Source organism: Brevibacillus sp. NRRL NRS-603, assembly GCF_003013445.1.
GTDB lineage: Bacteria > Bacillota > Bacilli > Brevibacillales > Brevibacillaceae > Brevibacillus > Brevibacillus formosus.
Map to the genome: position 1 here is coordinate 26152 of NZ_PXZN01000029.1, position 20941 is coordinate 47092.

Genomic DNA, 20941 nt, shown 5'->3' on the forward strand with positions numbered 1-20941 from the left:
CTTCCCACATGCAAAAAAACGGTCAGACTGTTTTTTGCAGACCGCCAGCGGTCCCGTCATATTTAATGAAAAACATCGAGATGTTTTTCACAAAAAAAAGAAGCTGCGCATCAAAATGCACAACCTCTTTTAAGCGAAGCGTTTTCAGTTTCATCTACGCACCCTTGGCCAGGTAGTAAATGATCAAACCATCTGCGAAAAGGAAAACCAGCAAAGATACAAAGCCAAATAAGATTGCAAATGTGTTTTTCGCTTTAATGGAGTTCAAACAGCCCCAAGCGATAAAGAATGTGAAGATAAACATCAGGATGTCAAATAAAACGATTTTCATTAACGACAACTCCTTCACCATGATGACGCAACAGGAATACAATGGCAATTCCATTATATAGCTTCAGGTATTATGAGACAAGCATATCCAAATTTGTGAACAAAAAATTTCACAATTATTCCCCTTTTATTGTGCCACAAGCAGCCCTACCTATCCATATACTCCAGCAATCTTGCTCATTCCAGTTTTCTTGCCCGCCTACCTGATCATGGATGGTATGAACGAGGTCTTTCAGTTCGTCATCGGTCAATTCATGCAGAATGGATCGACCTTTTCTTGAAAGCAAGTCAGCTTCCAAATCAGACCAGCTATTGTATTCTCGTCTTGTCTCCCATAGCGTCGTCTTGTTCACCTGCTTAAGCCCCGCGAGCTTCATCGTGTTCTGCACCGTTTTATCATCCGGTCTTCGCGTCTGCTCGATCGTTAGCAAGCGTGGGTATCGTGTAAAGAAATAACCGCGAAAATGAGTCGGCGAGGCAGGCATTTTGACATCATCCATCGTCCGGTCTTGGATTAAGCAAATTCCTCCCGGTGCCAATAGCCTGATGACTTCCTTAAAAAACTTCTGCAAGTCTTGCTCCGGGAAATGATGGATCAAGGCGCGGGCGAACACAATATCCGCGCACTGACTCGGCAAGCCGGTTGCCCGGGCATCCCCCTTTGCAAACGAAATCTTCGGATCATCGGCGCATTGCTCTCTCGCCGCTTCTACCATCACGCTAGAAAAGTCAATGCCCGTGACAGAAGCGGCTCCTAGCCCAGACCAAGCCTTACTGTAAATTCCACCGCCACAACCGATGTCCACGATGTTTTTGCCTACAGGATTGACAAGTGACAGGATCGTCTGACTCCACGAATCGTCAGCGGTTCTCCCTGTATAGCTCAACTGGTTTTTCTCCGCGTGAAAATCCATTATCATTGCTATTTCGCCTCCATGAACTCCAATCGGTTCCCAAATGGGTCCTCTGTGAAAAAGCGAATAAGGTGAGGAATTTCTTCGTCAATCCGAAATGATACCCCATTTGCTTGCAGATGCGCCATCAGTGAACCTATGTTTTGAACAAGGAACGCCGGATGTGCTTTTTTCGCGGGAATGAAACCTTCCTCTACCCCAATATGAATCATTTGAGCGCCACATTGAAACCATACACCACCTCGAACGAGAAGCTTCGCTGGCTTAGGAACCTCCGGCATTCCCAAAAGCTCACCGAAAAACTTGCGAGCTACGTCCTCCGTTCCTACTGGTGCTGCTAATTGTACATGATCGAGCCCAATCCATTCATGCTTTGTTGTCATCGTCTTCTTGTCCTCCTCTTTTTTTGCACAGAACCATCCATTCGTCAATCTGATGGGTCTTTACTCTGCCTTCTTTTGTGGTAAGTCCTAGATATTCTTTTTGTTCACCCGTAGCATCCAGCAGCATTTTTTCGACGGCAGCTTCTTGCTCAGATGATTCGGAAGTACGCTGAACCCATGGTAAAAATTCAAACCTTTTTTTGCGTTCCTGCTGCTTTTGTGGAATCAAGCCATTCGATTCAAATAAAGTGCGCCATTCACTCACGGAAAGACAACGAACGTGACTGGGATCGCGAGTTTTCTCTAGTTCATTTATGAATGCCGAGAGTGACGACTCTTCAGGTGAAACGTTGTCGATGAAGAGAAACAGCCCACCAGGGGAAAGCACGCGACTCACCTCACGAACAAAAGCCGCCGGATCGGGAAAATGATGAGCCGCGATTCGGCATGTGACGATCTCAAAGGATTCATCGAGAAACGGGAGAGATTCTGCATCAGCCTGAACATACATCACATTGTGGACAAGCGCTGTTTCATTGGCCGTAGACGCCGCCATAAGCATCTGGCGAGTCAAATCCGTGGCGACGACCAAGCTCACATGTGGAGCCAATGTCCTCGCTACATGCCCGCCTCCTGTGGCGATATCCAGTGCCCGCCACTTCTCTGATGGCTGCATCCACTCCACCATCAGCTCCAAGTCGCTGCCTTTTGCATGCGTCTTGCTTTGTACGTATTGCTCTGCATTTTTTCCAAATTGCGCTTGAACAGCTCGTTTGATCTCCTCATTCTTCATCAGGAACACCTCCTGCCTACATCATATTCCAATGTTTGTCATCCTTGTTATAGAATACAGATAACTAGTTATCGAGAATTTGAATAGGAGGCAGCTCACAATGGATCGAGAAAGTCTTGAGGTATTTTTGACGATTGCTCGTCATGGATCGATTAATCGTGCGGCACAGGCATTATTTTTGGCCCAATCAACATTGACGCACCGATTGAAGCAGCTAGAGCGCCAGGTTGGGAGTACGCTTTTTGTTCGTACTGCCTCAGGAGTGAGTCTTACAGGCGAAGGACGTCGGTTACTACCGGTTGCAACGAACATCGTAGAGCAAATGCGTTCCTTTATCCAAGAGAAAGAACAGCGCCAATCAATGAACATCGTCGCAGGAAAAGCTTTTGTCGCCTATGAACTGCCGCGACTGATTGGAGAGTACCGGATTGCCCATCCGGGATTTACTTGCTACGTCCGCTCTACGTTGTACGAGGAGTCCCTCAGCGCTCTGCTAACGGGAACGGCTGATATTGCCTTTCTCGGGAGTGAGATGTATCATCCGCACATCCACCAGGAATTCCTCCCCAGCGATCGACTCCTGCTCGTCATGGCACCCAGCCATCCGTGGGCAAGCGAGTTTCCAGGTTTTCAGGCATGGGGAACCGAGGAAATGATTGTGTTCGGGAATCAGACCGCTCCTTATCGCCAACGGATTGACCGCTATCTGGCCCAGCAGGGGGTTTTTCCAAATATTATTATGGAATTGGACAGCTTCAATGCTGTTAAAAAAATGGTCGAACGTCAGCTAGGGATCACCATCCTGCCGGAAAGAACTATACAACAAGAGCTAACGACCGGAAGATTGGTTGCCTACGATATCGCAAACGGCGAATTAGTGCGCCCCACACTCATCGCCTACCTGCACCCAAAAAAAGAGGACGATGCTTTCCAGCAATTCGTCCAATGGATAAAGGAACATTATTAAGAAAAATTCACTGTAGGGTTAGTACCGTAAGCTCCGGGCGACAAAATAAGCGAACAGGCAAGATCGTCGTACCCAATCCTCTGTTGGTGTACACAGCCATGCTACCTACCTGATACAGGCCTTGTACATATTTACGTCCATATTGCGGCACCAAAAGATGACCAATGAAGGGCAAGCGTACTTGTCCGCCATGGCTGTGGCCGGACAATTGGAGATGCACGGGATGCTCCGACGCCCTATCAGCAAAATCAGGCTCATGGGCCAACAAGATAACGCTGCCCTCTGGCGGGATATTTTCTAACGCTTTTGAAAGATCAGGTGCACCATAGAAAAGGTCATCCACTCCCGCCATGTATAGCTGCTGGCCATCTTTGTGCACGACAACATGCCGATTATCCAACACTTCGAATCCAGACGCGACTAATCCATCCCGAACTTTTTGCTGTTCACCAGCTCGATAATCGTGGTTGCCCAAAACGGCGAATTTGCCTAATGGGGCTAGGAGCTGATTAAAAAGGGGAACAGCGGCGAATAGAGGTCGCGTCACTTCATCAACGATATCCCCTGTGAAGCAAATCAAATCCGGCTTTTCGCTCTGGATCACGGCAATAACCGACTCCAGCTCTTTCACTTCAAAATAATGACCGAGATGGACATCACTGAAATGAATGAGCTTTGTCCCCTTAAAGCTTTCCGGCAATCCCGGTATCGTGATGGACAACCGCACGATATCAAGTGCTTTTCGTTCCCATACATGACCGTACACGCCAGTCGCTATACCGAGACCAATCAATCCCCCTACCCATTTCGTGACTCTGTGGAGAAATGTTTTCCTCGAAATGGGAGCAAGGTTAGGATCACTCACTGTCCTTCATTCGCTCATACCCATTCACGACAACGTCCAATCTTCCGGTTACCGGGTCAATGAGTAAACCATGGACGTCCACATTCGGTGGGAGGAGCGGGTGATTTTTAATCGTATCTACGCTATTTTTCACACTTTCTTCTACACGATCAAATCCGTGCAGCCACTTGTGTAAGTTAATCCCTGCATGTTGAAGCGTGGAGAACGTTTGAGCCGAGACTCCTCGCTCCAGCATCTTCTCCATGGTGCGCTTGCTGTCGATCGCGCTCATCCCGCAGTCATAATGACCGACAACCATCACTTCTTCTGCATTCAATTCATAGATCGCCACGAGAATGCTTCGCATGATACTCCCAAAAGGATGGGACACGATTGCCCCGGCGCTTTTTACGTGCTTGATATCCCCATTGTGTATGTTCATGGCTTTCGGCAACAGTTCCACCAACCGCGTATCCATGCAAGAAAGCACAACCAGTCGTTTATCAGGAAACTTGGTGGTCTGGTACTTTTCATATTCATGTTTCTCTACAAATTCACGGTTAAATGCGAGAATTTTATCCAAATTGCGCACTTTCACAGCACCTGCCTCGCTCTTAGTAGTATGTATTTGTATTGTATGCTTTTCTATTTTACCTAGGAGGACCAAAATCTCGCAAGGGACTCTGGCAGTTTATTATGAAATGGTTCATTTTGTCAGGATGTAATGCTTCTCGTCTAAACGAAATTTTTTTGGAGAAAAGAGTTCCTCAATCGTTGAGTAAATGGGTTCTCTTTTTGTGAATTTGTCACCTATCCATAGACCATACAGTTCAACCTGCGCCTTGTCGTGGTCAAGCAACTCTTCGCACCATGCACGGAGATGCATCATTCTGTCCATCCTTTTTTGATAGTCCTCTACGTATTTTTGATACTGACGGGGCCTCTCCTCTTCTGGGTACATCCCGAGTTTTACTTTATCAGGATGCTTGGAAATACTAAATCTGCAAGCGCAACCCTCTTCGGTTGTCACCCACCAGCCCTGTTTTTTCGGAAAACATTTGAAAAAATGAGGACTTCTTTCACGTGACAGCTTGCCTGTCAAAACATAAGGAGAGACTAGCGGCTTAGGCTCAATTCCTGGTGTTTCTTTTATCATGACGAATAATTCTAGGCACATGGATTCAGTTCCTCCAGAAAGAGTACTTTTTAGTTATAGTAAAAATAACCCAACTTTGGTAAAATGATTAAAAACATAATTAGGAGAGTTGCAGATTGAAATTTAGACTAGCCTTCATACTTGCACTAGTACTAATCCTTCCAGCCTGTAGTGAAACGGTAAGCACACCAGAAGTGCCGCTACCTGCATATGTATTAGCCATTGACCGATTTGACGAAAGCACCGGAATGTGGATGGTTGCTTTAGCGACAGAATCAAATGATGAAAAGGAATTGCGCGCTTTAGTGGAAAATACTCGGACCTTAGCGAAAGACAAGAAAGAAGAAGTTAACTCCGTTTCTGTGACCATTATCAAACCAGATAGAAGGATTCCTCACACTGTTACGGCATTTGGCAGAATTGCCTTGACCAGTAAAGGCATGGAACAAACCGGATTAAGCAGTACTTCCGAAATGGTCTTTGAATATAGAAACGCACCCGCAGCAAGCCCAGAAAAACCACCTACTACACCAGCTAAAGAAACAGCGAAGTGACCTCTGTGATTCTATTTAGTAAAATTGTATATTGATAATTAGAGCCAGGGTTAAAATACCTTGGCTTATTTCTTGCCCCGATACAATAGCCAATTCATCAGGTTAACACTTGGATTGCCTAAAGGAAACACTGCCGCATCACCAGCTTGCCTCCCTTTTCCTACCTCGCTTTATTTTGATATTTCATTTATCTTTAAAATGTTTATTCCACAATGCTTTGTCATAGTAATCAACACAAAGACCTTGATTGTTTCGCGTAAATAGATCTAAATGATAGTGATCATGACCAAAAGTCCTAAGAAACGAACCTGCTCCCGTTCTTGAAAGTGGCTCAAATAAACCAGAAGCGTATTCAAATGCTAATTTGCTCCCTATTATAAAAAGAGTGTCATAGTCCCGCTTCATTAATATCTTATCTTTATTTTCCTTATAATGGAACATTAAATAATCTTCATAATCTAAATCAGAAAATTTTCTTGGATTCACTTCAAAACTTCTAGCTCTTCCCTTTTGCTGATGTACTTTCTGTCTTAGCTCTTTCCACTGATGAGTATTAAACTGTAGGGAATGATGCAGGAAAACAAGTTCATTATTCTTTTTCGTATGCGAAAATCTATGCAAGTGTATAGGTAAATCTTTTTCCATACTTGTTACATAAATGATCATATCTCTGTGATCTGCACCTATAAGTAGAACACAAGCTAAATACTGCAACGATTGTTGATTTCCAAAAATCATAAACATGTCCTTATCAAATTCACATGCGAATATATCTTTCGTATGAAATGTAGGAGTTAGAACAATGTACTTTCTATGCTGTAACCAGATTTCTTTTTGTAGGATTTGGATTTTCAAAACTGCCTCCAATAATCTATACTTTGCATTTACAATTTTACGGTAAGGAAAAATTCCCCAACCATATAGAATCCTACCAATACAAAAAGACACTAGCAAGTAAGTGCTAATGTCTTTTTGTATTAGTTAAGGATCTTGTAAATAATTTTGAGTATCTACATCCTAGCTAATCTTCGCCTCAATCCGCAGCTTGTCCGCCACCATGGCAATAAACTCACTATTGGTTGGCTTCGCCTTGGTGTTGGAAATCGTATAACCAAACAAGCTGGAGATGGAGTCCAGATTACCACGGGACCATGCTACTTCAATCGCGTGACGGATGGCACGTTCTACACGACTTGCGGTTGTATTGAATTTCTTAGCAATGTCCGGGTACAGGACTTTGGTAATCGAGCCGAGCAGCTCGACATCGTTATATACCATTGTAATCGCTTCCCGCAAATACAAATAACCTTTGATGTGCGCAGGAACTCCAATCTCATGAATGATGCTAGTGATGCTCGCGTCCAAATTACGCCCGCGGATTTGCAGGGTAGCTTGCGGTTTCACAGAAGAAACAAAAGAAGAGGCAGGCTTGGTTGTAATGATTTGGCGGATGCGCTGAGCCAGCACCTCCATATCAAACGGTTTCAAAATGTAGTATGCTGCTCCCAGCTCTACTGCTTTCTTTGTAATCTCTTCCTGCCCGAAAGCAGTCAACATGATAATTTTAGGTTGAGGACTTAAGCGCATGGCCTGAATTTGCTCCAAAACAGCCAAGCCATCCAGATGCGGCATGATGATATCCAAAATTAATACATCGGGTACACGTTCCTGCAGCAGTCGAACTACCTCATTGCCGTTGTAAGCAACACCCACAACATTCATGTCATACTGGCTACTGATGTACTCTTCTAACAGATTCACAAATTCTCGGTTATCATCTGCCAACAACACTTCAATCTTGCTCAAGGTCGTTCCTCCTAACAATGGACGGTCTTTTGGAAAGAAGGTGGCGTTCTAGAAGTTAACAAATCTAAAAGGATTATCCATACCAACTTTTTCTCTACAAAAATAATTCGACAAAGCAAATTCCATTCCTGCCAATGACGAAAGATTGAATGATTTAACTGATATTTCGACAAAGATTCCTTTCATTCATGAACCGATTCGTCAAAGGACTGCAAAAATCGGAAAAGCCGCCTCGCTTCGTTTGCGTGACGGCACTTCTTTCAGGCAGCCTTCGTTGTATGGGTTCGGGATTCGGCAGTATCTCGGACGTTCACGCCAGCATCCTGAAGCATCCATTCAATGTAGCAGCCGTATCCCGAAGTAGGATCATTGACAAACACATGCGTGACGGCACCGACGATCTTGCCTTTTTGAATGATCGGACTGCCGCTCATCCCTTGCACAATGCCACCTGTCTTTTCCAAAAGGCGTTTGTCTGTGACTTTAATAATCATCCCTTTGGTTGCAGGAAAATGCTGCTTGACTACGTTTGCGATCTCAATATCGAACTCTTCTACCTTTTGGCCTTCCACAACAGTAAGAATTTTGGCCGGCCCTTCCTCTACCTGCTCAGCAAGAGCGATTGGTAACGGCTCCTGATAATAGCTGCGTTTGGGCTCGTCCTTCATTTTGCCGAAAATGCCAAAAGGGGTGTTTTTGGTTATATTTCCAAGAACTTCACTTTCATTGTAGAAACGAGCAAATTTCTCCCCTGGGTTTCCACTTTGTCCTTTTTCAATCGATGTGACACTTGCTTGCACGATCTGGCCATCTCCCACGACAATAGCTTGGCCAGTATCAACGTCAGAAATGACGTGCCCTAATGCCCCGTACGCTTTGGAATTTGGATCATAAAAGGTCAGTGTCCCTACTCCTGCCGCGGAATCCCGAATGTAGAGGCCCATACGGTATTCACTGTCTTTTTTATCTTTTGCCGGGTGCAAAGTGAGCGATAGCTTTTCCTTGCCACGAACGACAAGCAATTGAACGGAATGATTCTTTTTCCCCGTTTCGTTAATTAATTTCTTAACGTCGTTCATGTCGTTGATGTACATGTCGTTCATTTTGATAATCATGTCACCGACGTGTATACCTGCCTGTTCACCTGGAGAAAACTTGTTTTTCCCATCGTCTACTAAATGATGACCGACAACCAAAACACCCGCTGTTTGCAGCTTCACCCCGATTGACTGTCCACCAGGGTACAACCGCAGATCTGGCAATACATTTACTTTTACAGCAGTCAGCGGAATGTTATGCCACTTCACCTGCAATTGGGCTTCCCCAGCCCTACGCGGTTCTACAGACATAGGCCTGCTCAAATCAACGGATACCTCACGCGCCTCTGTCCCGTTAACGTGCAAAATATCAGGATTGCTATTGATTAGCGTGCCCATTACCGGCACAGAGACCCGCAGTTGCTCGAGGGACCCTTCCATCAAACGCAATTCACGGGGAAAGGAGGACAGATCGCGGAACGGGGTGGAACTCACGACAAGAGCCGTGATGAGGAGAAGGAGACTTCCCATCCATTTTCTTTTGTTTTGTCGGATCACCAGTAATCACTCCTACCGTTCCCTACCTACACCTACAAAACAAAACGGTCAGTCCGTTTTGATTGACCGCAAGCGGTCATGAGGGACACCTCCACCTTGTGTACCTTTAATGTTGCCACCAGCCAAGCGGATTATGTCAGGAAAATAACCCACTCAAAACATTAGAAAACCAGCCTTCACAAGCCCTTGGCGAGACCATCGTTGTACTATCTGCAATAAAAAAAAGACTGCCAACCGAATTAGCTGACAGTCTTTCGTTCACGGCCGAGAAGGATCATCTCGCGTGCATGTTCTTCTGTTTTCGCAGTTACCTCTGCCCCGCTCAGCATGCGAGCCAGTTCTGATACCCGTTCATCATCAGACAAACGATTCACCCGCGTCTCTGTTTCATTCTCGCTCATTTCCTTTTTGATCAGAAAATGCGCGTCTGCCATGGAGGCGACCTGCGGCAAGTGCGTAATGCACAGGACCTGGCGCTGCCCAGCTACTCGGGCGAGCTTTTCTGCTATCGCTTGAGCGGCTCTTCCACTTACACCCGTATCGACTTCATCAAAAATGAGCGTCTCCACTTGATCAGTGCCCGCCAAAATCGTTTTAATGGCCAGCATGACGCGAGACAGCTCCCCGCCAGAAGCAATCTTCGCCAAGGGTCGCAATGGCTCACCAGGGTTAGGTGAGATTAAAAATTCGATCTGATCCATTCCGTTCGCGTCTACGAAGCGTTTGATTCCGTCGATTTCTACCCCGTCATCATCCGGTGTCTGTCTGACGTCGATGGCAAAACGAGCACGCTCCATGTGCAGTTCTTTTAGCTGCTGCTCGATTTCTTGTGCGAGCTTTCCTGCACATTCGGAACGAATAACCGACAACTCCAATGCCTCCACGGCCAAATCGGCCGCAAGCTCCTGCAACTGCTTTTCCACCTGCTGAAGGCGATCTTCGTAGTGATGCATGTCATCCAATTCATCCTGAATCGTGGCAGCGTACTCCAAAATGTCGTCTACACTTTTGCCATACTTGCGTTTTAAAGATTGGATTTGATCAAGGCGGCGTTCTACTTCTGCCAGCTGCTCCGGTTCAAAATCCATTTGGTACGACAATTGACGAAGGTTATGAACCACATCTTCTATCTGATAATAAGCCGATTGGACCATCTCCAAAATCGGAACGAGCTGTTCTTCGTAGTTCACACCACGCTCAAGCTCGCCCATCGCATGTCCTAACCAATCCATGCCCTTCTGGTCACCATGCAATGCGCGGTATGCATCTTGAATCGTTGAATAAACTTTTTCAATGTTCATCCACTTTTTCCGCTGCTGCATGAGCTTCTCGTCTTCACCAGGCGTGAGGGTTGCCGCCTCAATTTCATCGAGCTGATATTGCAATAGATCGATACGCTGTACCAGCTCCCGATCATTGCGCGCCATGCGCTCCAGATCTTGCTTTGTTTTTCGGTACGCTGTATACAGGGTTGTGTACTCTTGCTTCGCAGCTCCCAACGCACTTTCCCCGTATGCATCTAGCCAATTGATATGCTTGTCCGACTGCATCAGCATATGCGTATCGTGTTGTCCATGCACCGTAACCAGCCATGGCCCTAACTCACGCAGCATAGCAAGGGTTACGAGCTGGCCATTGATTCGAATGATACTCTTCCCTTGATTCGATATATCTCGGCGTACCACAAGCATGCCGTCTTGCTCAATCTGGACGCCGACATTCTTGCAAACGTCAAGTCCGGGGTGACCAGGCGGCAATTCAAACAGCCCTTCCACTTCTGCACGAGGCTCACCGTAACGGACAAAATCTGCCGAAGCCCGGCCCCCTAACAACAGTCCTAGTGCATCGATAATGATGGATTTCCCGGCACCAGTCTCCCCTGTCAGGATGTTTAACCCTTTTTGGAAAGAGACCGTTACTGATTTGATGATGGCAAAATTTCGGATCGAGAGTTCCACTAGCATCGCGAGCGACCACCTTCTACAACATTTCCATTAAGCGTTTCGTCACTTCATTGGTATTTTCTTTGGAACGGCAAATAATCAGGATGGTGTTGTCGCCACTGATAGTCCCCATGATTTCTTCCCAAGGAAGGTTGTCAATCAGTTCAGCTACCGCATTCGCATGTCCCGAAAGCGTCTTCAGTACAATAAAATGATCGGCTTGGTCAATGCTAATAAAGGAATCCACAAGCATGCGTTTCAGCTTTTGCAGTGGATTGAATTTTTGTTCAGCAGGCATTGAATACTTATATCGTCCATCAGGGAGGGGCACTTTTACCAAGTGTAGCTCCTTGATGTCTCGGGATACAGTTGCTTGCGTCACGTTAAAGCCAGCAGTCCGCAAGCGGTCCACCAGATCATCCTGTGTTTCCACCTCTTGATTGCTGATGATCTCCCGAATACGAATATGTCGTTGCCCTTTATTCATATGGATTACTCCCATTCCCCTTGTAATTTCGTTCGTATTGCTTCGAAAAAGCCACCTTTTTTCCACTTAATCAGCGGGGTAACACACGGTGACTTTTTAATGTAAATCTGATCGCCGCCCTCAAGTCGATAACCAAATTGCCCGTCAATGGACAATCCCATCTCTTGATGAATGGCATCCACTTCAACCCGGATCGTTTGATTGCCCGACAATACCATTGGCCGAGCCGTCAAGGAATGAGGAGCCACTGGTGTCAGTAATAGCATGTCCACATTAGGGGCCACTATAGGACCGCCTGCAGAGAGTGAGTATGCCGTTGATCCTGTCGGCGTAGAGACAATGACACCATCTCCGCTGAACGTTGCGACGTACTCATCATCGAGAAAGACCGCACATTGAATGATTCGGCAAAATGACCCTTTGGCAATTCCTATATCATTCATGGCCGTGTATGTCCCTAGTTTGATTCCTTTTCGCACCAAACAAGCTTCCAGCATGGCTCTCTTTTCAATGTCGTACTTTCCAGAAAGGAGATTGTCTACTGCCTGAGGCAGATGCTCCGGTTCCGCTTCCGACAAAAAGCCCAATGTGCCTAAATTAATTCCAAAGATCGGGATAGAGTGACCGGCAAGCTGACGAGCAATTCTGAGTAGCGTGCCGTCGCCTCCCAATACACAAACCAAATCCGTCTGCTTCCCCATCTCTTCTACAGATGCGCCCAGTTCTGGATGCCCTACATCTGATGCGATATGTTCATCCAGGTATACCTGCGCCCCTCTGTCCTCAAGTAAATACAGGAGCTCCCGTGCAACGATACGTGCTTCGGGTTTTCCTTTGTTCGCTATGATTCCAATTTTCTTCACATGGTCCACCCCAAAACTGGTTGGTTGGAAATCCTTCTTGAACAACCTCATATACAAGTATACAACTTCACATGCATAAATAAAAAGCCTCGATTGTGACAAAACTCCCGAGGCTTTGGTTTTTATCCTATTTCAAATTCGCATGAGCAGACGCAACTACCTCTGTTACGCATTGCAACCACGCTTCCGAATCCATGCCGCCCTCACTTTTCTGGACATGCATAACAAATTCAATGTTTCCTTCTCCCCCTGTAATTGGAGAGTAGTCCAAGCCCTTCAACGCGAAACCCAAACCACTGGCAAATTGACCGATGTCAGTCAGTACGCTCTCGTGTACGTCTGGATCACGAACGATTCCGTTCTTCCCGACTCTATCCTTGCCTGCTTCAAATTGAGGCTTGACCAGCGCAACGACGTCACCGCCATCCGTCAGAAAACGGTACAACACCGGCAAGATCAATCGCAAAGAAATAAACGATACGTCAATCGATGCCGCGTTTGGGCGTTCATATTCAAACGCTTCCGGGTCCATATGACGGAAATTCGTCCGTTCCATGACGACCACTCGTTCATCTTGTCGCAAGCTCCACGCGAGTTGTCCATACCCGACATCAATGGCGTATACAAGGCGCGCACCGTTTTGCAGCGCACAGTCCGTAAATCCGCCAGTGGATGCCCCGATGTCCATCATGACACGATCCTTCATGTCGATTTCAAAGACACGCAATGCCTTTTCCAGCTTGAGGCCACCGCGACTCACATACGGGTGTACCTCGCCCTTCACCGTAATCGCAACATCCTCGGCAAATTTGGTTCCCGGCTTGTCACAGCGCTCGCCAGCTACTTGCACAAGGCCTGCCATTACGGCTGCTTTTGCTTTTTCTCTGGTCTCATAATGGCCTCTTTCGACCAAGAGAACATCAACCCGTTCTTTTCTTACACTCATGCTTCCACTACGCCCTTCGAAATTGGCATTAAGGAACGGACATTAGCAGCGATATGATCAGCTGTGAGCCCTACCTCTTGCCGCTGTTCTTTCACACTTCCATGCTCAACAAAATAATCAGGTACCGCGACAACTTGTACATTCATGCCGTGATAGCCCGCACGATTGTAGCATTCAATGACAGCGCTGCCGAAGCCGCCCATTTCACAGCCCTCTTCAACTGTAATGATATCGTAGCCTTCCTTAGCCAGTCGGAATAGAAGCTCTTCGTCCAACGGCTTGCAAAAACGTGCATTGACCAGCATCGGTTTGATTCCTTCTTCTTGAAGCTGATTAACAGCCGACTCAGCAATTTCGAATACGTGACCGAACGAGAGAATCGCCACGTGTTTGCCTTCGCGCACAATCTCCGCTTTGCCGATTGGCAGCACTTGCAGATCTTCATCCATTTTGACGCCACGAGTCGGCAATCGTGGATAACGATAAGAGATCGGACCGCCTTTATATTCCACTGCTGTCTTCATCATATGACGCAGCTCATTTTCATCCTTTGGTGCCATAATGACCATATTCGGAATGATGCGCATGAATGCCACATCGTACATGCCTTGGTGTGTCTCCCCGTCTGCTCCAACGAGACCAGCACGGTCAACGGCAAAAATCACATTGAGCTTTTGGCGTGCGACATCGTGGATCAACTGATCATAGGCTCTTTGCAAAAAGGTCGAATAAATCGCAAAGACCGGCTTCAATCCTTGTGTCGCCAATCCTGCCGCAAATGTACATGCGTGCTGCTCCGCAATCCCGACGTCAAACAGTCTGTCCGGGTACTTCTGACCGAATGGGATCAAGCCGGAGCCCGCCGGCATCGCAGGGGTCACAGCCACAATTGAATTGTCTTCATCTGCGAGCTTCATCATCGTATCCGCAAAAACGGATGTATACGTTGGTGCAGATTTCGGTGTGTCGCCTGACTCGATTTTATACGTTCCAATGCCGTGCCACTTGACCGAGTCAGCTTCAGCTGGCGCATAGCCCAGTCCTTTTTTCGTGATGGCATGGATCAAAACAGGTCCTTTTGTATGCTTGGCTGTCTTCAATGTATCGAGCAAAAGCTCCATGTTATGTCCGTCGATTGGGCCAATATACGTAAAGCCTAGCTCCTCGAAAAGAACGCCAGATACGAGCAAATACTTCATGCTGTCCTTAAAGCGTTCAGCCATGTGAGCTAATTTGCCCCCTACAGCCGGTATCGATTTCAACAAGCCTTCGACCTCATCCTTCGCCCACTGATAGTTCTCAGTGGAGCGAATTTTCCCCAAGTAGTTGTGCAAGGCACCAACGTTTGGCGCAATAGACATCTCGTTATCATTGAGTACAACGATGACATTCTTGCGCTCATGACCGATGTGGTTCAATGCCTCTAAAGCCATACCGCCAGTCAGCGCACCGTCTCCGATCACTGCAACGACGTGGTTCTTTTCCTTTTTCAAATCCCGTGCAGTCGCCATCCCCATTGCGGCAGACAACGACGTGCTGCTATGCCCTGTTTCCCAGACGTCATGCGGGCTTTCCACCATTTTAGGGAACCCGCACAAACCCTTGTACTGACGCAAGGTCGGAAACATCTCCCGGCGTCCTGTCAGCATTTTATGTACGTATGCTTGATGTCCAACATCCCAGATCAGCTTGTCCTTGGGACTGTCAAAAACATAGTGCAGTGCTAGCGTCAGCTCGACAACTCCCAGATTCGGCGCGAGATGTCCGCCTGTTTTCGAGAGCGTTTCGATTAGAAACTGACGGATCTCGGATGCCAATGTATGTAACTGTGGTTGCGTGCACTTTTTCAGGTCTTGAGGATCATTTATAGTAGTAAGCAGCATTGGTATTCCTCACTTTCCACTGTTCGTTCTCCGGCGATTGTGCATGCTGCATATCAATCAAGCCACTAGAAAACCCGGCTTTCCTTATTGCTATAGCCGATTCCGCTTATTTTCAGCTTGATTCATTATAACGGTTTCTTAATAAAAACACCACTTTTGATCAACATATACGAATATGAAGGCGATATCTTGCATTTTCTGGTAAGATGTTTTTGAATACATACTCCGAACAAAAGAGGTGGACATCCGTGAAGTTCTCACAAATTCAGTATGAGCGCATGGATATGGACAAAGTTGAAGAACAATTCACGCAATTATTGGAAGCGTTTCAACATGCTGCAAGCTTCTCTGAGCAAGATACGATCATGGCTCAATTGAACAAACTGCGACAAGAAGTGGAGTCTGCACGGAATGTCGCACAAATCCGCCACACGATCAATACAGAAGATCCTTTTTACAAAGCGGAGCAGGACTATTGGGATGAAGCAACTCCTTTGTATACCGGAATCGTTTCCCGCTACTATCAGGCGATCGTCGATTCTTCCTTCCGCGCTGAATTGGAGGAAAAATGGGGAGCACAGCTGTTCCGCATAGCGGAGAGCACACTCCGTACATTTTCGCCCGAAGTCATTTCTGATTTGCAGGAAGAAAACCGTTTGGCGAGTCAATATGTCGCACTGAAAGCTTCGGCCAAAATCATGTTTGAAGGAGAAGAGCGAAATCTTTCAGAGATGATTCCTTTTACAATTGCGAAGGATAGAGACATGCGCAAGCGCGCTAATGAAGCGAAGTATGATTTTATGCAGCAACATACGGATGATTTTGATCGCATCTACGATCAGCTCGTCAAGGTACGCACACGCATCGCCAAAAAACTCGGCTTCAATAGCTTTGTGGAGCTAGGCTATGCACGTATGAACCGTACCGATTACAATGCAGAAATGGTTGCCAAATTCCGCCGGCAAGTGCTCGAGCACATCGTTCCCGTAGCGTCAAAGCTCGTCGAACGTCAGCGACAACGCATTGGTGTCGATACACTTGAGTATTACGATCTTTCCTTTGATTTTGCTACAGGGAATCCAAGCCCGAAAGGCTCGCCGGAATGGATTGTGGAAAACGGGAAAAAGATGTATGCCGAGTTGTCACCTGAAACGGACGAATTTTACAACTTCATGCTGGACAACGACTGTTTAGATCTCTTGAGTAAAAAAGGAAAAGCTACTGGCGGCTACTGTGAATACATCAGCCAGTACAGGCTCCCCTTTATTTTCGCCAACTTTAATGGTACATCCGGAGATATCGACGTACTTACGCACGAGGCAGGACATGCGTTTCAGGTGTATGTAAGCCGAGATTTTGAGGTGCCTGAATATCATTTCCCAACCTATGAGGCATGTGAAATACATTCAATGAGCATGGAGTTTTTGACGTGGCCATGGATGGAGCGTTTTTTCAAGGAAGATACCGACAAATACAAATTCTCTCATCTGAGTAGCGGACTCCAGTTCATTCCGTATGGCGTGTCTGTTGATGAGTTCCAGCACGTTGTCTACGAAAACCCAGATATGACACCGGCAGAGCGTAAACAGGCTTGGCGTGAAATTGAGCGCAAGTACCTCCCGCATCGCAATTATGCCCAAAACGAGTATCTTGAGGAGGGCGGGTTCTGGCAGCAGCAAACGCATATTTTCCAAAGTCCCTTCTATTACATCGACTACACACTGGCCCAAATTTGCGCGTTCCAATTTTGGAAACGATCTCAATCTGAGCCAAAACAAGCTTGGGCGGATTATTTGACGCTTTGCCGCGAAGGCGGAAGCAAATCGTTCCTCGAGCTGGTACAAGTGGCGAAGCTTTATTCTCCATTTGAGGACGACTGCATTCCATCGGTGATTGGCGAGATTGAACAATTCTTAAACAGCATTGACGATAAAAGCTTGTAATAGGTAGGGATACAAAAAAGCTGGCAATCCCCGTATGGGCTGCCAGCTTTCCCTTATTTATTGCGATCACGCACATAGTCCGCCAAAGGGCTTAGTGCTGAATTCTCGATTCCCGCATCTGCAAGCGCTGCTTTTGCCTCCGCAATCAATTCGTCAAGACGCGCCTTCGATTCGGCTAGACCAAGAAGCGATGGGTACGTCGCCTTTTCCCTATCGGCATCGCTGCCAACTGCTTTCCCCAGCTCTTGGGCATCCCCTTCCACATTCAAGATGTCATCCTGAATTTGAAAAGCCAGACCAATGCAAACACCATAGCGTGTCAATGCTTCCATTTGGCCTTCGGATGCTTCTGCGAGGTAGCCTCCCCCGCGCAGAGCTGCGATCAAGAGATCACCCGTTTTGTGCCGATGGATAAATTCGAGCTGATCCAGGTTAAGGCGCTTGCTCTCCCCTTCGATATCAGCCATCTGTCCGCCGACCATGCCAGTTGCTCCTGCACGTTTTCCCAGCTCCGCAATCAGTTTCACAGTAGTAGCCGCTGAAACATCGGTGCGATCCATGTAAGCTTCTGCGATATATGCGAATGCTCTAGTCAGCAAGGCATCTCCTGCGAGTATCGCTGTTGCTTCACCGAATACTTTGTGATTGGTCGGTTTTCCGCGACGAAGATCATCGTCGTCCATCGCAGGGAGGTCATCGTGAATCAAGGAGTACGTATGTATCATTTCCAGGGCAGCCGCAAATGCCACACCCCGTTCAATCGGCTTGTCCAGCGCTTCGAGGACTGCCAACACCAACATGGGACGCAGCCTTTTTCCGCCTGCCATGAGCGAATACTTCATGGATTCGTACAAGTTTACCGGAACTCCTTGCTGTTCAAGCGCTGGCAGGAGTCTTTGTTCTATATAGGCGGTCTTCTCTACCAAATAACTCTCGAATGTATGCACGCCGATCATAATTCTCCTTCCACGCGAAAAGCCTTCTGCTTTACTTGTCCGTCTTCTTCCACCAACTGGGTAATCTTTGCTTCGATTGCATCCAGCTTTTGACCACAAATTCTGGAAAGAGTTACTCCTTCTTGATATAGGGTAATCGCTTCTTCGAGAGGAATATCTCCTTCCTCAAGTCGATTGACGACTTCTTCCAGGCGTTTCATCGCGTCCTCGAACTGCATATCAGTCTCTTGTTCCGTTTTCTTGCGAGCCACTCTGCTTCTCCTCCTTCCGGTTCACTTTTTCCACACGTGCAGTCGCACTGCCATCACTTAATCGTACCATGATCTCGTCGCCAGGGGCAAACTGTTCCACCGATTTCACGAGTCTGTCATCGGTGTATACGAGTGAGAATCCACGCTGCATGACCTTCAGTGGACTCAATGCTTCCAATGTAGCTATGCGAGCTGCGAATGCCATCCTTTTTTGATTGAGACGCCCCAGCATCCGTTCGTCCAAGGTGGCGCGGAGTTTAGACAGATTTTTTCTTTTATCCTCGATTTGATCAGCGAGGCGATAGCGCTTGATCTGTTCGTCTAATCGCGTATAGCGTTCGCGTCTTCTGTCCAGCAAATGCTTCATCGATTGGCGCATCCGCAAATGTGCCCGATCCAATCGTTCTGCGGCTTCCTCCAGCCTACGCTCCGGTTGGCGCATCGCATACGAATTGCTCAATCGTGTCAAACGGTTTCTCTGCTCAGTCATTGTGCCGCGCACTGCTCGATGCATCCGTATTTCGAGCTGCCGTACTCTCTCGACCCACTCCAAATAATGCGGTACAGCCAATTCAGCAGCCGCTGTCGGCGTAGCTGCACGGACATCTGCTACGAAATCGGCGATCGTCACATCCGTCTCATGTCCTACAGCGGAGATGACGGGGATGAGTGATGCAGCAATTGCCCTTGCGACGTTTTCATCATTAAACGCCCACAGCTCCTCAATGGAACCACCACCTCGCCCTACAATGAGAACATCAATGTCAGGCTGATCGTTCATGATCCGAATAGCGGAGACAATCGATGCGGGTGCATCCGCACCTTGGACAACGGCTGGTGAAAGTACGATCTCTGCCTGCGGATATCGCCTGCGAATCGTTGTGCAAATATCTCGGATGGCAGCTCCTGTCGGAGAAGTGACAACACCGACACGTTTGGGAAAACGCGGGAGCATCCGTTTTCTCTCTGCTGCAAACAACCCCTCTTGGGCCAATTTTTCTTTTAGCTGCTCAAATGCTAAATAAAGCGAGCCGAGACCATCTGGCTGCATCTCTTTGGCGTACAGCTGATACGCCCCGTCCCGTTCATATGCAGAAATAGACCCGCGCACAATCGCTTTTGCTCCATCTTTGGGCAAGAAACGCAGAAAGCGGTTATGACTCGCAAACATGACGACTTTGATGCGTGATTGCTTGTCCTTTAGCGTGAAATACATATGACCGCTGGAGTGATGGGTAAAATTAGAGATTTCCCCTCTCACCCATATATCTTGCAGGTAGGGTTCCTTTTCCAGCACCAGCTTAATATAACGATTGAGATCACTGACGGATAAGATATCTTGTAATGCCATGCGGCCCCTCCTTTACAAAAACTTGGCTTTGCCGTGCATGTAACAAGGACTATGCAAAAGAATGGATAAAGCTTATGCCTTATCCATTCTATAATAAGTTGCCGATTTTCTTCTATTGTTTTGCTTGCTTTTTCGCTGCCGCAACGGTATTTTTCAGCAGCATGGTAATCGTCATAGGGCCAACACCGCCTGGAACTGGGGTTAAAAAGCTAGCCACTTCTTTGACCTCGTCGAACTTGACATCTCCAACCAGCTTACCCGTTTCGATGCGGTTCACACCAACGTCAATGACGACAGCTCCCGATTTGACATGCTCCTTACCGATCATATGAGCCCTACCGGTTGCAACGACGAGGATGTCCGCCTTCTGCGTGTATTCCTCGAGGTTTTGCGTGCGAGAATGACACATGGTTACCGTAGCATTTTCCTGTTGCAACAGCAATGAGACTGGCTTGCCAACGATGTTGCTGCGTCCGATCACCACTGCATGTTTGCCTGCCAACGGGGTGCCTGTGCGCTTGATCAATTCAATAATCCCGTGCGGCGTGCATGGAAGCATCGTATCATTTCCTAATACCATGTTGCCTATGCTAATCGGATGGAAACCGTCCACATCTTTTTCAGGAGCAATGGCTTCAATTACCGCATGCTCTGAAATATGAGCAGGAAGAGGAAGCTGAACCAAAATCCCATTAACGTTCGGATTTTCGTTCAACTGTTGAATGATAACCAACAACTCTTCCTCTGTGATGTCAGCGTCCTTCATAATGATCTCGGATGAAATTCCGACTTCCTCGCAGCCTTTTGCTTTCCCCCGCACATAGGAGTGAGAAGCTGGGTCGTCTCCCACAATGACAACGGTCAAACCCGGTACGATCCCTTGTTTTTTCAATTCAGCTACTTCGTTCGCCAATTCGGCCCGAATACTCTGTGCTACTTCTTTTCCCTGGAGAATGGTTGCAGCCATGGAGAAAAT

The 20941-nt window shown here is 47.1% G+C and carries 23 protein-coding genes; 3 read left to right on the forward strand and 20 right to left on the reverse strand.

Annotation, left to right across the window (positions count from 1 at the left end):
- Positions 1-22: 22 nt before the first annotated feature.
- The 5 genes from C7R94_RS30870 to C7R94_RS21185 all read right to left on the reverse strand — a co-directional run bounded on the left by C7R94_RS30870 (position 23) and on the right by C7R94_RS21185 (position 2420).
- The gene (locus C7R94_RS30870; protein WP_255577127.1) at positions 23-154 is read right to left on the reverse strand and encodes a hypothetical protein; all 132 of its coding nucleotides are present in this window, start codon (positions 152-154) and stop codon (positions 23-25) included.
- Entirely contained in the window at positions 155-331 is a 177-nt protein-coding gene (locus tag C7R94_RS21170; protein WP_083995031.1) for a DUF2759 family protein, read from the reverse strand.
- Between the two features lie 115 nt (positions 332-446).
- Entirely contained in the window at positions 447-1250 is an 804-nt protein-coding gene (locus C7R94_RS21175) for a class I SAM-dependent methyltransferase (RefSeq protein WP_106784399.1), read from the reverse strand.
- Between the two features lie 2 nt (positions 1251-1252).
- Positions 1253-1627 (reverse strand): VOC family protein, encoded by a 375-nt coding sequence (locus C7R94_RS21180; RefSeq protein ID WP_047068874.1) that lies wholly within the window; start codon positions 1625-1627, stop codon positions 1253-1255.
- A complete protein-coding gene (locus C7R94_RS21185; RefSeq protein ID WP_106784403.1) occupies positions 1611-2420 on the reverse strand; it encodes a class I SAM-dependent methyltransferase in 810 nt (269 codons plus the stop codon). Before C7R94_RS21185 ends, C7R94_RS21180 begins: the two co-directional genes overlap by 17 nt.
- 100 nt (positions 2421-2520) lie before the next feature.
- Here C7R94_RS21185 and C7R94_RS21190 point away from each other — a divergent pair, with 100 nt between their 5' ends.
- On the forward strand, positions 2521-3387 hold the full coding sequence (locus tag C7R94_RS21190; RefSeq protein ID WP_106784406.1) for a LysR family transcriptional regulator: 867 nt from the start codon (positions 2521-2523) through the stop codon (positions 3385-3387).
- A 7-nt stretch (positions 3388-3394) separates the two neighbouring features.
- Here C7R94_RS21190 and C7R94_RS21195 read toward each other — a convergent pair whose 3' ends face one another.
- The 3 genes from C7R94_RS21195 to C7R94_RS21205 form a co-directional block, all read right to left on the reverse strand.
- Complete coding sequence (locus C7R94_RS21195; protein ID WP_106784408.1) at positions 3395-4252, reverse strand: metallophosphoesterase; 858 nt, start codon at positions 4250-4252, stop codon at positions 3395-3397.
- Positions 4245-4823 carry a beta-class carbonic anhydrase gene (locus C7R94_RS21200; protein WP_197237513.1) on the reverse strand — a complete coding sequence of 193 codons (579 nt, stop codon included), beginning with the start codon at positions 4821-4823 and terminating at the stop codon, positions 4245-4247. The genes C7R94_RS21195 and C7R94_RS21200 overlap by 8 nt, the downstream gene beginning before the upstream one ends.
- A gap of 114 nt (positions 4824-4937) precedes the next feature.
- On the reverse strand, positions 4938-5408 hold the full coding sequence (locus tag C7R94_RS21205) for a hypothetical protein (RefSeq protein WP_106784414.1): 471 nt from the start codon (positions 5406-5408) through the stop codon (positions 4938-4940).
- A 95-nt stretch (positions 5409-5503) separates the two neighbouring features.
- Between C7R94_RS21205 and C7R94_RS21210 the strand changes: the two genes are divergently transcribed.
- Positions 5504-5941 (forward strand): hypothetical protein, encoded by a 438-nt coding sequence (locus C7R94_RS21210; RefSeq protein WP_106784416.1) that lies wholly within the window; start codon positions 5504-5506, stop codon positions 5939-5941.
- Positions 5942-6124: 183 nt separating this feature from the next.
- Here the strand turns inward: C7R94_RS21210 and C7R94_RS21215 are convergent, their stop codons facing one another.
- From C7R94_RS21215 to dxs, 8 genes are all read right to left on the reverse strand, one after another.
- The gene (locus C7R94_RS21215) at positions 6125-6796 is read right to left on the reverse strand and encodes a hypothetical protein (protein ID WP_106784418.1); all 672 of its coding nucleotides are present in this window, start codon (positions 6794-6796) and stop codon (positions 6125-6127) included.
- Positions 6797-6958: 162 nt separating this feature from the next.
- Positions 6959-7747: a sporulation transcription factor Spo0A gene (gene spo0A, locus C7R94_RS21220; RefSeq protein WP_007720793.1), complete on the reverse strand. Its 789-nt coding sequence runs from the start codon at positions 7745-7747 to the stop codon at positions 6959-6961.
- Positions 7748-8007: 260 nt separating this feature from the next.
- Positions 8008-9342: a SpoIVB peptidase gene (spoIVB, locus tag C7R94_RS21225; protein WP_088907136.1), complete on the reverse strand. Its 1335-nt coding sequence runs from the start codon at positions 9340-9342 to the stop codon at positions 8008-8010.
- 239 nt (positions 9343-9581) lie between these two features.
- Complete coding sequence (gene recN / locus C7R94_RS21230; protein WP_106784421.1) at positions 9582-11306, reverse strand: DNA repair protein RecN; 1725 nt, start codon at positions 11304-11306, stop codon at positions 9582-9584.
- A gap of 16 nt (positions 11307-11322) precedes the next feature.
- Positions 11323-11772 carry a transcriptional regulator AhrC/ArgR gene (gene ahrC / locus C7R94_RS21235; protein WP_047068862.1) on the reverse strand — a complete coding sequence of 150 codons (450 nt, stop codon included), beginning with the start codon at positions 11770-11772 and terminating at the stop codon, positions 11323-11325.
- A 5-nt stretch (positions 11773-11777) separates the two neighbouring features.
- A complete protein-coding gene (locus C7R94_RS21240) occupies positions 11778-12635 on the reverse strand; it encodes an NAD(+)/NADH kinase (RefSeq protein WP_106784423.1) in 858 nt (285 codons plus the stop codon).
- A 127-nt stretch (positions 12636-12762) separates the two neighbouring features.
- Positions 12763-13581 (reverse strand): TlyA family RNA methyltransferase, encoded by an 819-nt coding sequence (locus tag C7R94_RS21245; RefSeq protein WP_047068859.1) that lies wholly within the window; start codon positions 13579-13581, stop codon positions 12763-12765.
- Positions 13578-15464: a 1-deoxy-D-xylulose-5-phosphate synthase gene (dxs, locus tag C7R94_RS21250; RefSeq protein ID WP_106784425.1), complete on the reverse strand. Its 1887-nt coding sequence runs from the start codon at positions 15462-15464 to the stop codon at positions 13578-13580. The genes C7R94_RS21245 and dxs overlap by 4 nt, the downstream gene beginning before the upstream one ends.
- Before the next feature lie 248 nt (positions 15465-15712).
- Between dxs and C7R94_RS21255 the strand changes: the two genes are divergently transcribed.
- Positions 15713-17407 (forward strand): M3 family oligoendopeptidase, encoded by a 1695-nt coding sequence (locus C7R94_RS21255; RefSeq protein ID WP_106784427.1) that lies wholly within the window; start codon positions 15713-15715, stop codon positions 17405-17407.
- Positions 17408-17460: 53 nt separating this feature from the next.
- Here C7R94_RS21255 and C7R94_RS21260 read toward each other — a convergent pair whose 3' ends face one another.
- From C7R94_RS21260 to folD, 4 genes are all read right to left on the reverse strand, one after another.
- Positions 17461-18363: a polyprenyl synthetase family protein gene (locus C7R94_RS21260; RefSeq protein WP_106784429.1), complete on the reverse strand. Its 903-nt coding sequence runs from the start codon at positions 18361-18363 to the stop codon at positions 17461-17463.
- Positions 18360-18614: an exodeoxyribonuclease VII small subunit gene (gene xseB, locus C7R94_RS21265; protein WP_047068855.1), complete on the reverse strand. Its 255-nt coding sequence runs from the start codon at positions 18612-18614 to the stop codon at positions 18360-18362. Before xseB ends, C7R94_RS21260 begins: the two co-directional genes overlap by 4 nt.
- The gene (gene xseA / locus C7R94_RS21270; protein ID WP_106784432.1) at positions 18583-19965 is read right to left on the reverse strand and encodes an exodeoxyribonuclease VII large subunit; all 1383 of its coding nucleotides are present in this window, start codon (positions 19963-19965) and stop codon (positions 18583-18585) included. Before xseA ends, xseB begins: the two co-directional genes overlap by 32 nt.
- Positions 19966-20077: 112 nt before the next feature.
- The gene (folD, locus tag C7R94_RS21275; protein WP_106784434.1) at positions 20078-20932 is read right to left on the reverse strand and encodes a bifunctional methylenetetrahydrofolate dehydrogenase/methenyltetrahydrofolate cyclohydrolase FolD; all 855 of its coding nucleotides are present in this window, start codon (positions 20930-20932) and stop codon (positions 20078-20080) included.
- Between the last annotated feature and the right edge of the window lie 9 nt (positions 20933-20941).

Excerpts from the sequence above, each read along its gene's own strand:
- ahrC (WP_047068862.1), bottom strand. The coding sequence starts at position 11,772 with ATGAATAAAGGGCAACGACATATTCGTATTCGGGAGATCATCAGCAAT.
- C7R94_RS21185 (WP_106784403.1), bottom strand. The coding sequence starts at position 2,420 with ATGAAGAATGAGGAGATCAAACGAGCTGTTCAAGCGCAATTTGGAAAA.
- C7R94_RS21190 (WP_106784406.1), top strand. The coding sequence starts at position 2,521 with ATGGATCGAGAAAGTCTTGAGGTATTTTTGACGATTGCTCGTCATGGA.
- C7R94_RS21170 (WP_083995031.1), bottom strand. The coding sequence starts at position 331 with ATGAAAATCGTTTTATTTGACATCCTGATGTTTATCTTCACATTCTTT.
- C7R94_RS21245 (WP_047068859.1), bottom strand. The coding sequence starts at position 13,581 with ATGAGTGTAAGAAAAGAACGGGTTGATGTTCTCTTGGTCGAAAGAGGC.
- C7R94_RS21180 (WP_047068874.1), bottom strand. The coding sequence starts at position 1,627 with ATGACAACAAAGCATGAATGGATTGGGCTCGATCATGTACAATTAGCA.
- dxs (WP_106784425.1), bottom strand. The coding sequence starts at position 15,464 with ATGCTGCTTACTACTATAAATGATCCTCAAGACCTGAAAAAGTGCACG.
- C7R94_RS21175 (WP_106784399.1), bottom strand. The coding sequence starts at position 1,250 with ATGATAATGGATTTTCACGCGGAGAAAAACCAGTTGAGCTATACAGGG.
- C7R94_RS21260 (WP_106784429.1), bottom strand. The coding sequence starts at position 18,363 with ATGATCGGCGTGCATACATTCGAGAGTTATTTGGTAGAGAAGACCGCC.
- recN (WP_106784421.1), bottom strand. The coding sequence starts at position 11,306 with ATGCTAGTGGAACTCTCGATCCGAAATTTTGCCATCATCAAATCAGTA.
- C7R94_RS30870 (WP_255577127.1), bottom strand. The coding sequence starts at position 154 with ATGAAACTGAAAACGCTTCGCTTAAAAGAGGTTGTGCATTTTGATGCG.
- xseA (WP_106784432.1), bottom strand. The coding sequence starts at position 19,965 with ATGGCATTACAAGATATCTTATCCGTCAGTGATCTCAATCGTTATATT.
- folD (WP_106784434.1), bottom strand. The coding sequence starts at position 20,932 with ATGGCTGCAACCATTCTCCAGGGAAAAGAAGTAGCACAGAGTATTCGG.
- C7R94_RS21205 (WP_106784414.1), bottom strand. The coding sequence starts at position 5,408 with ATGTGCCTAGAATTATTCGTCATGATAAAAGAAACACCAGGAATTGAG.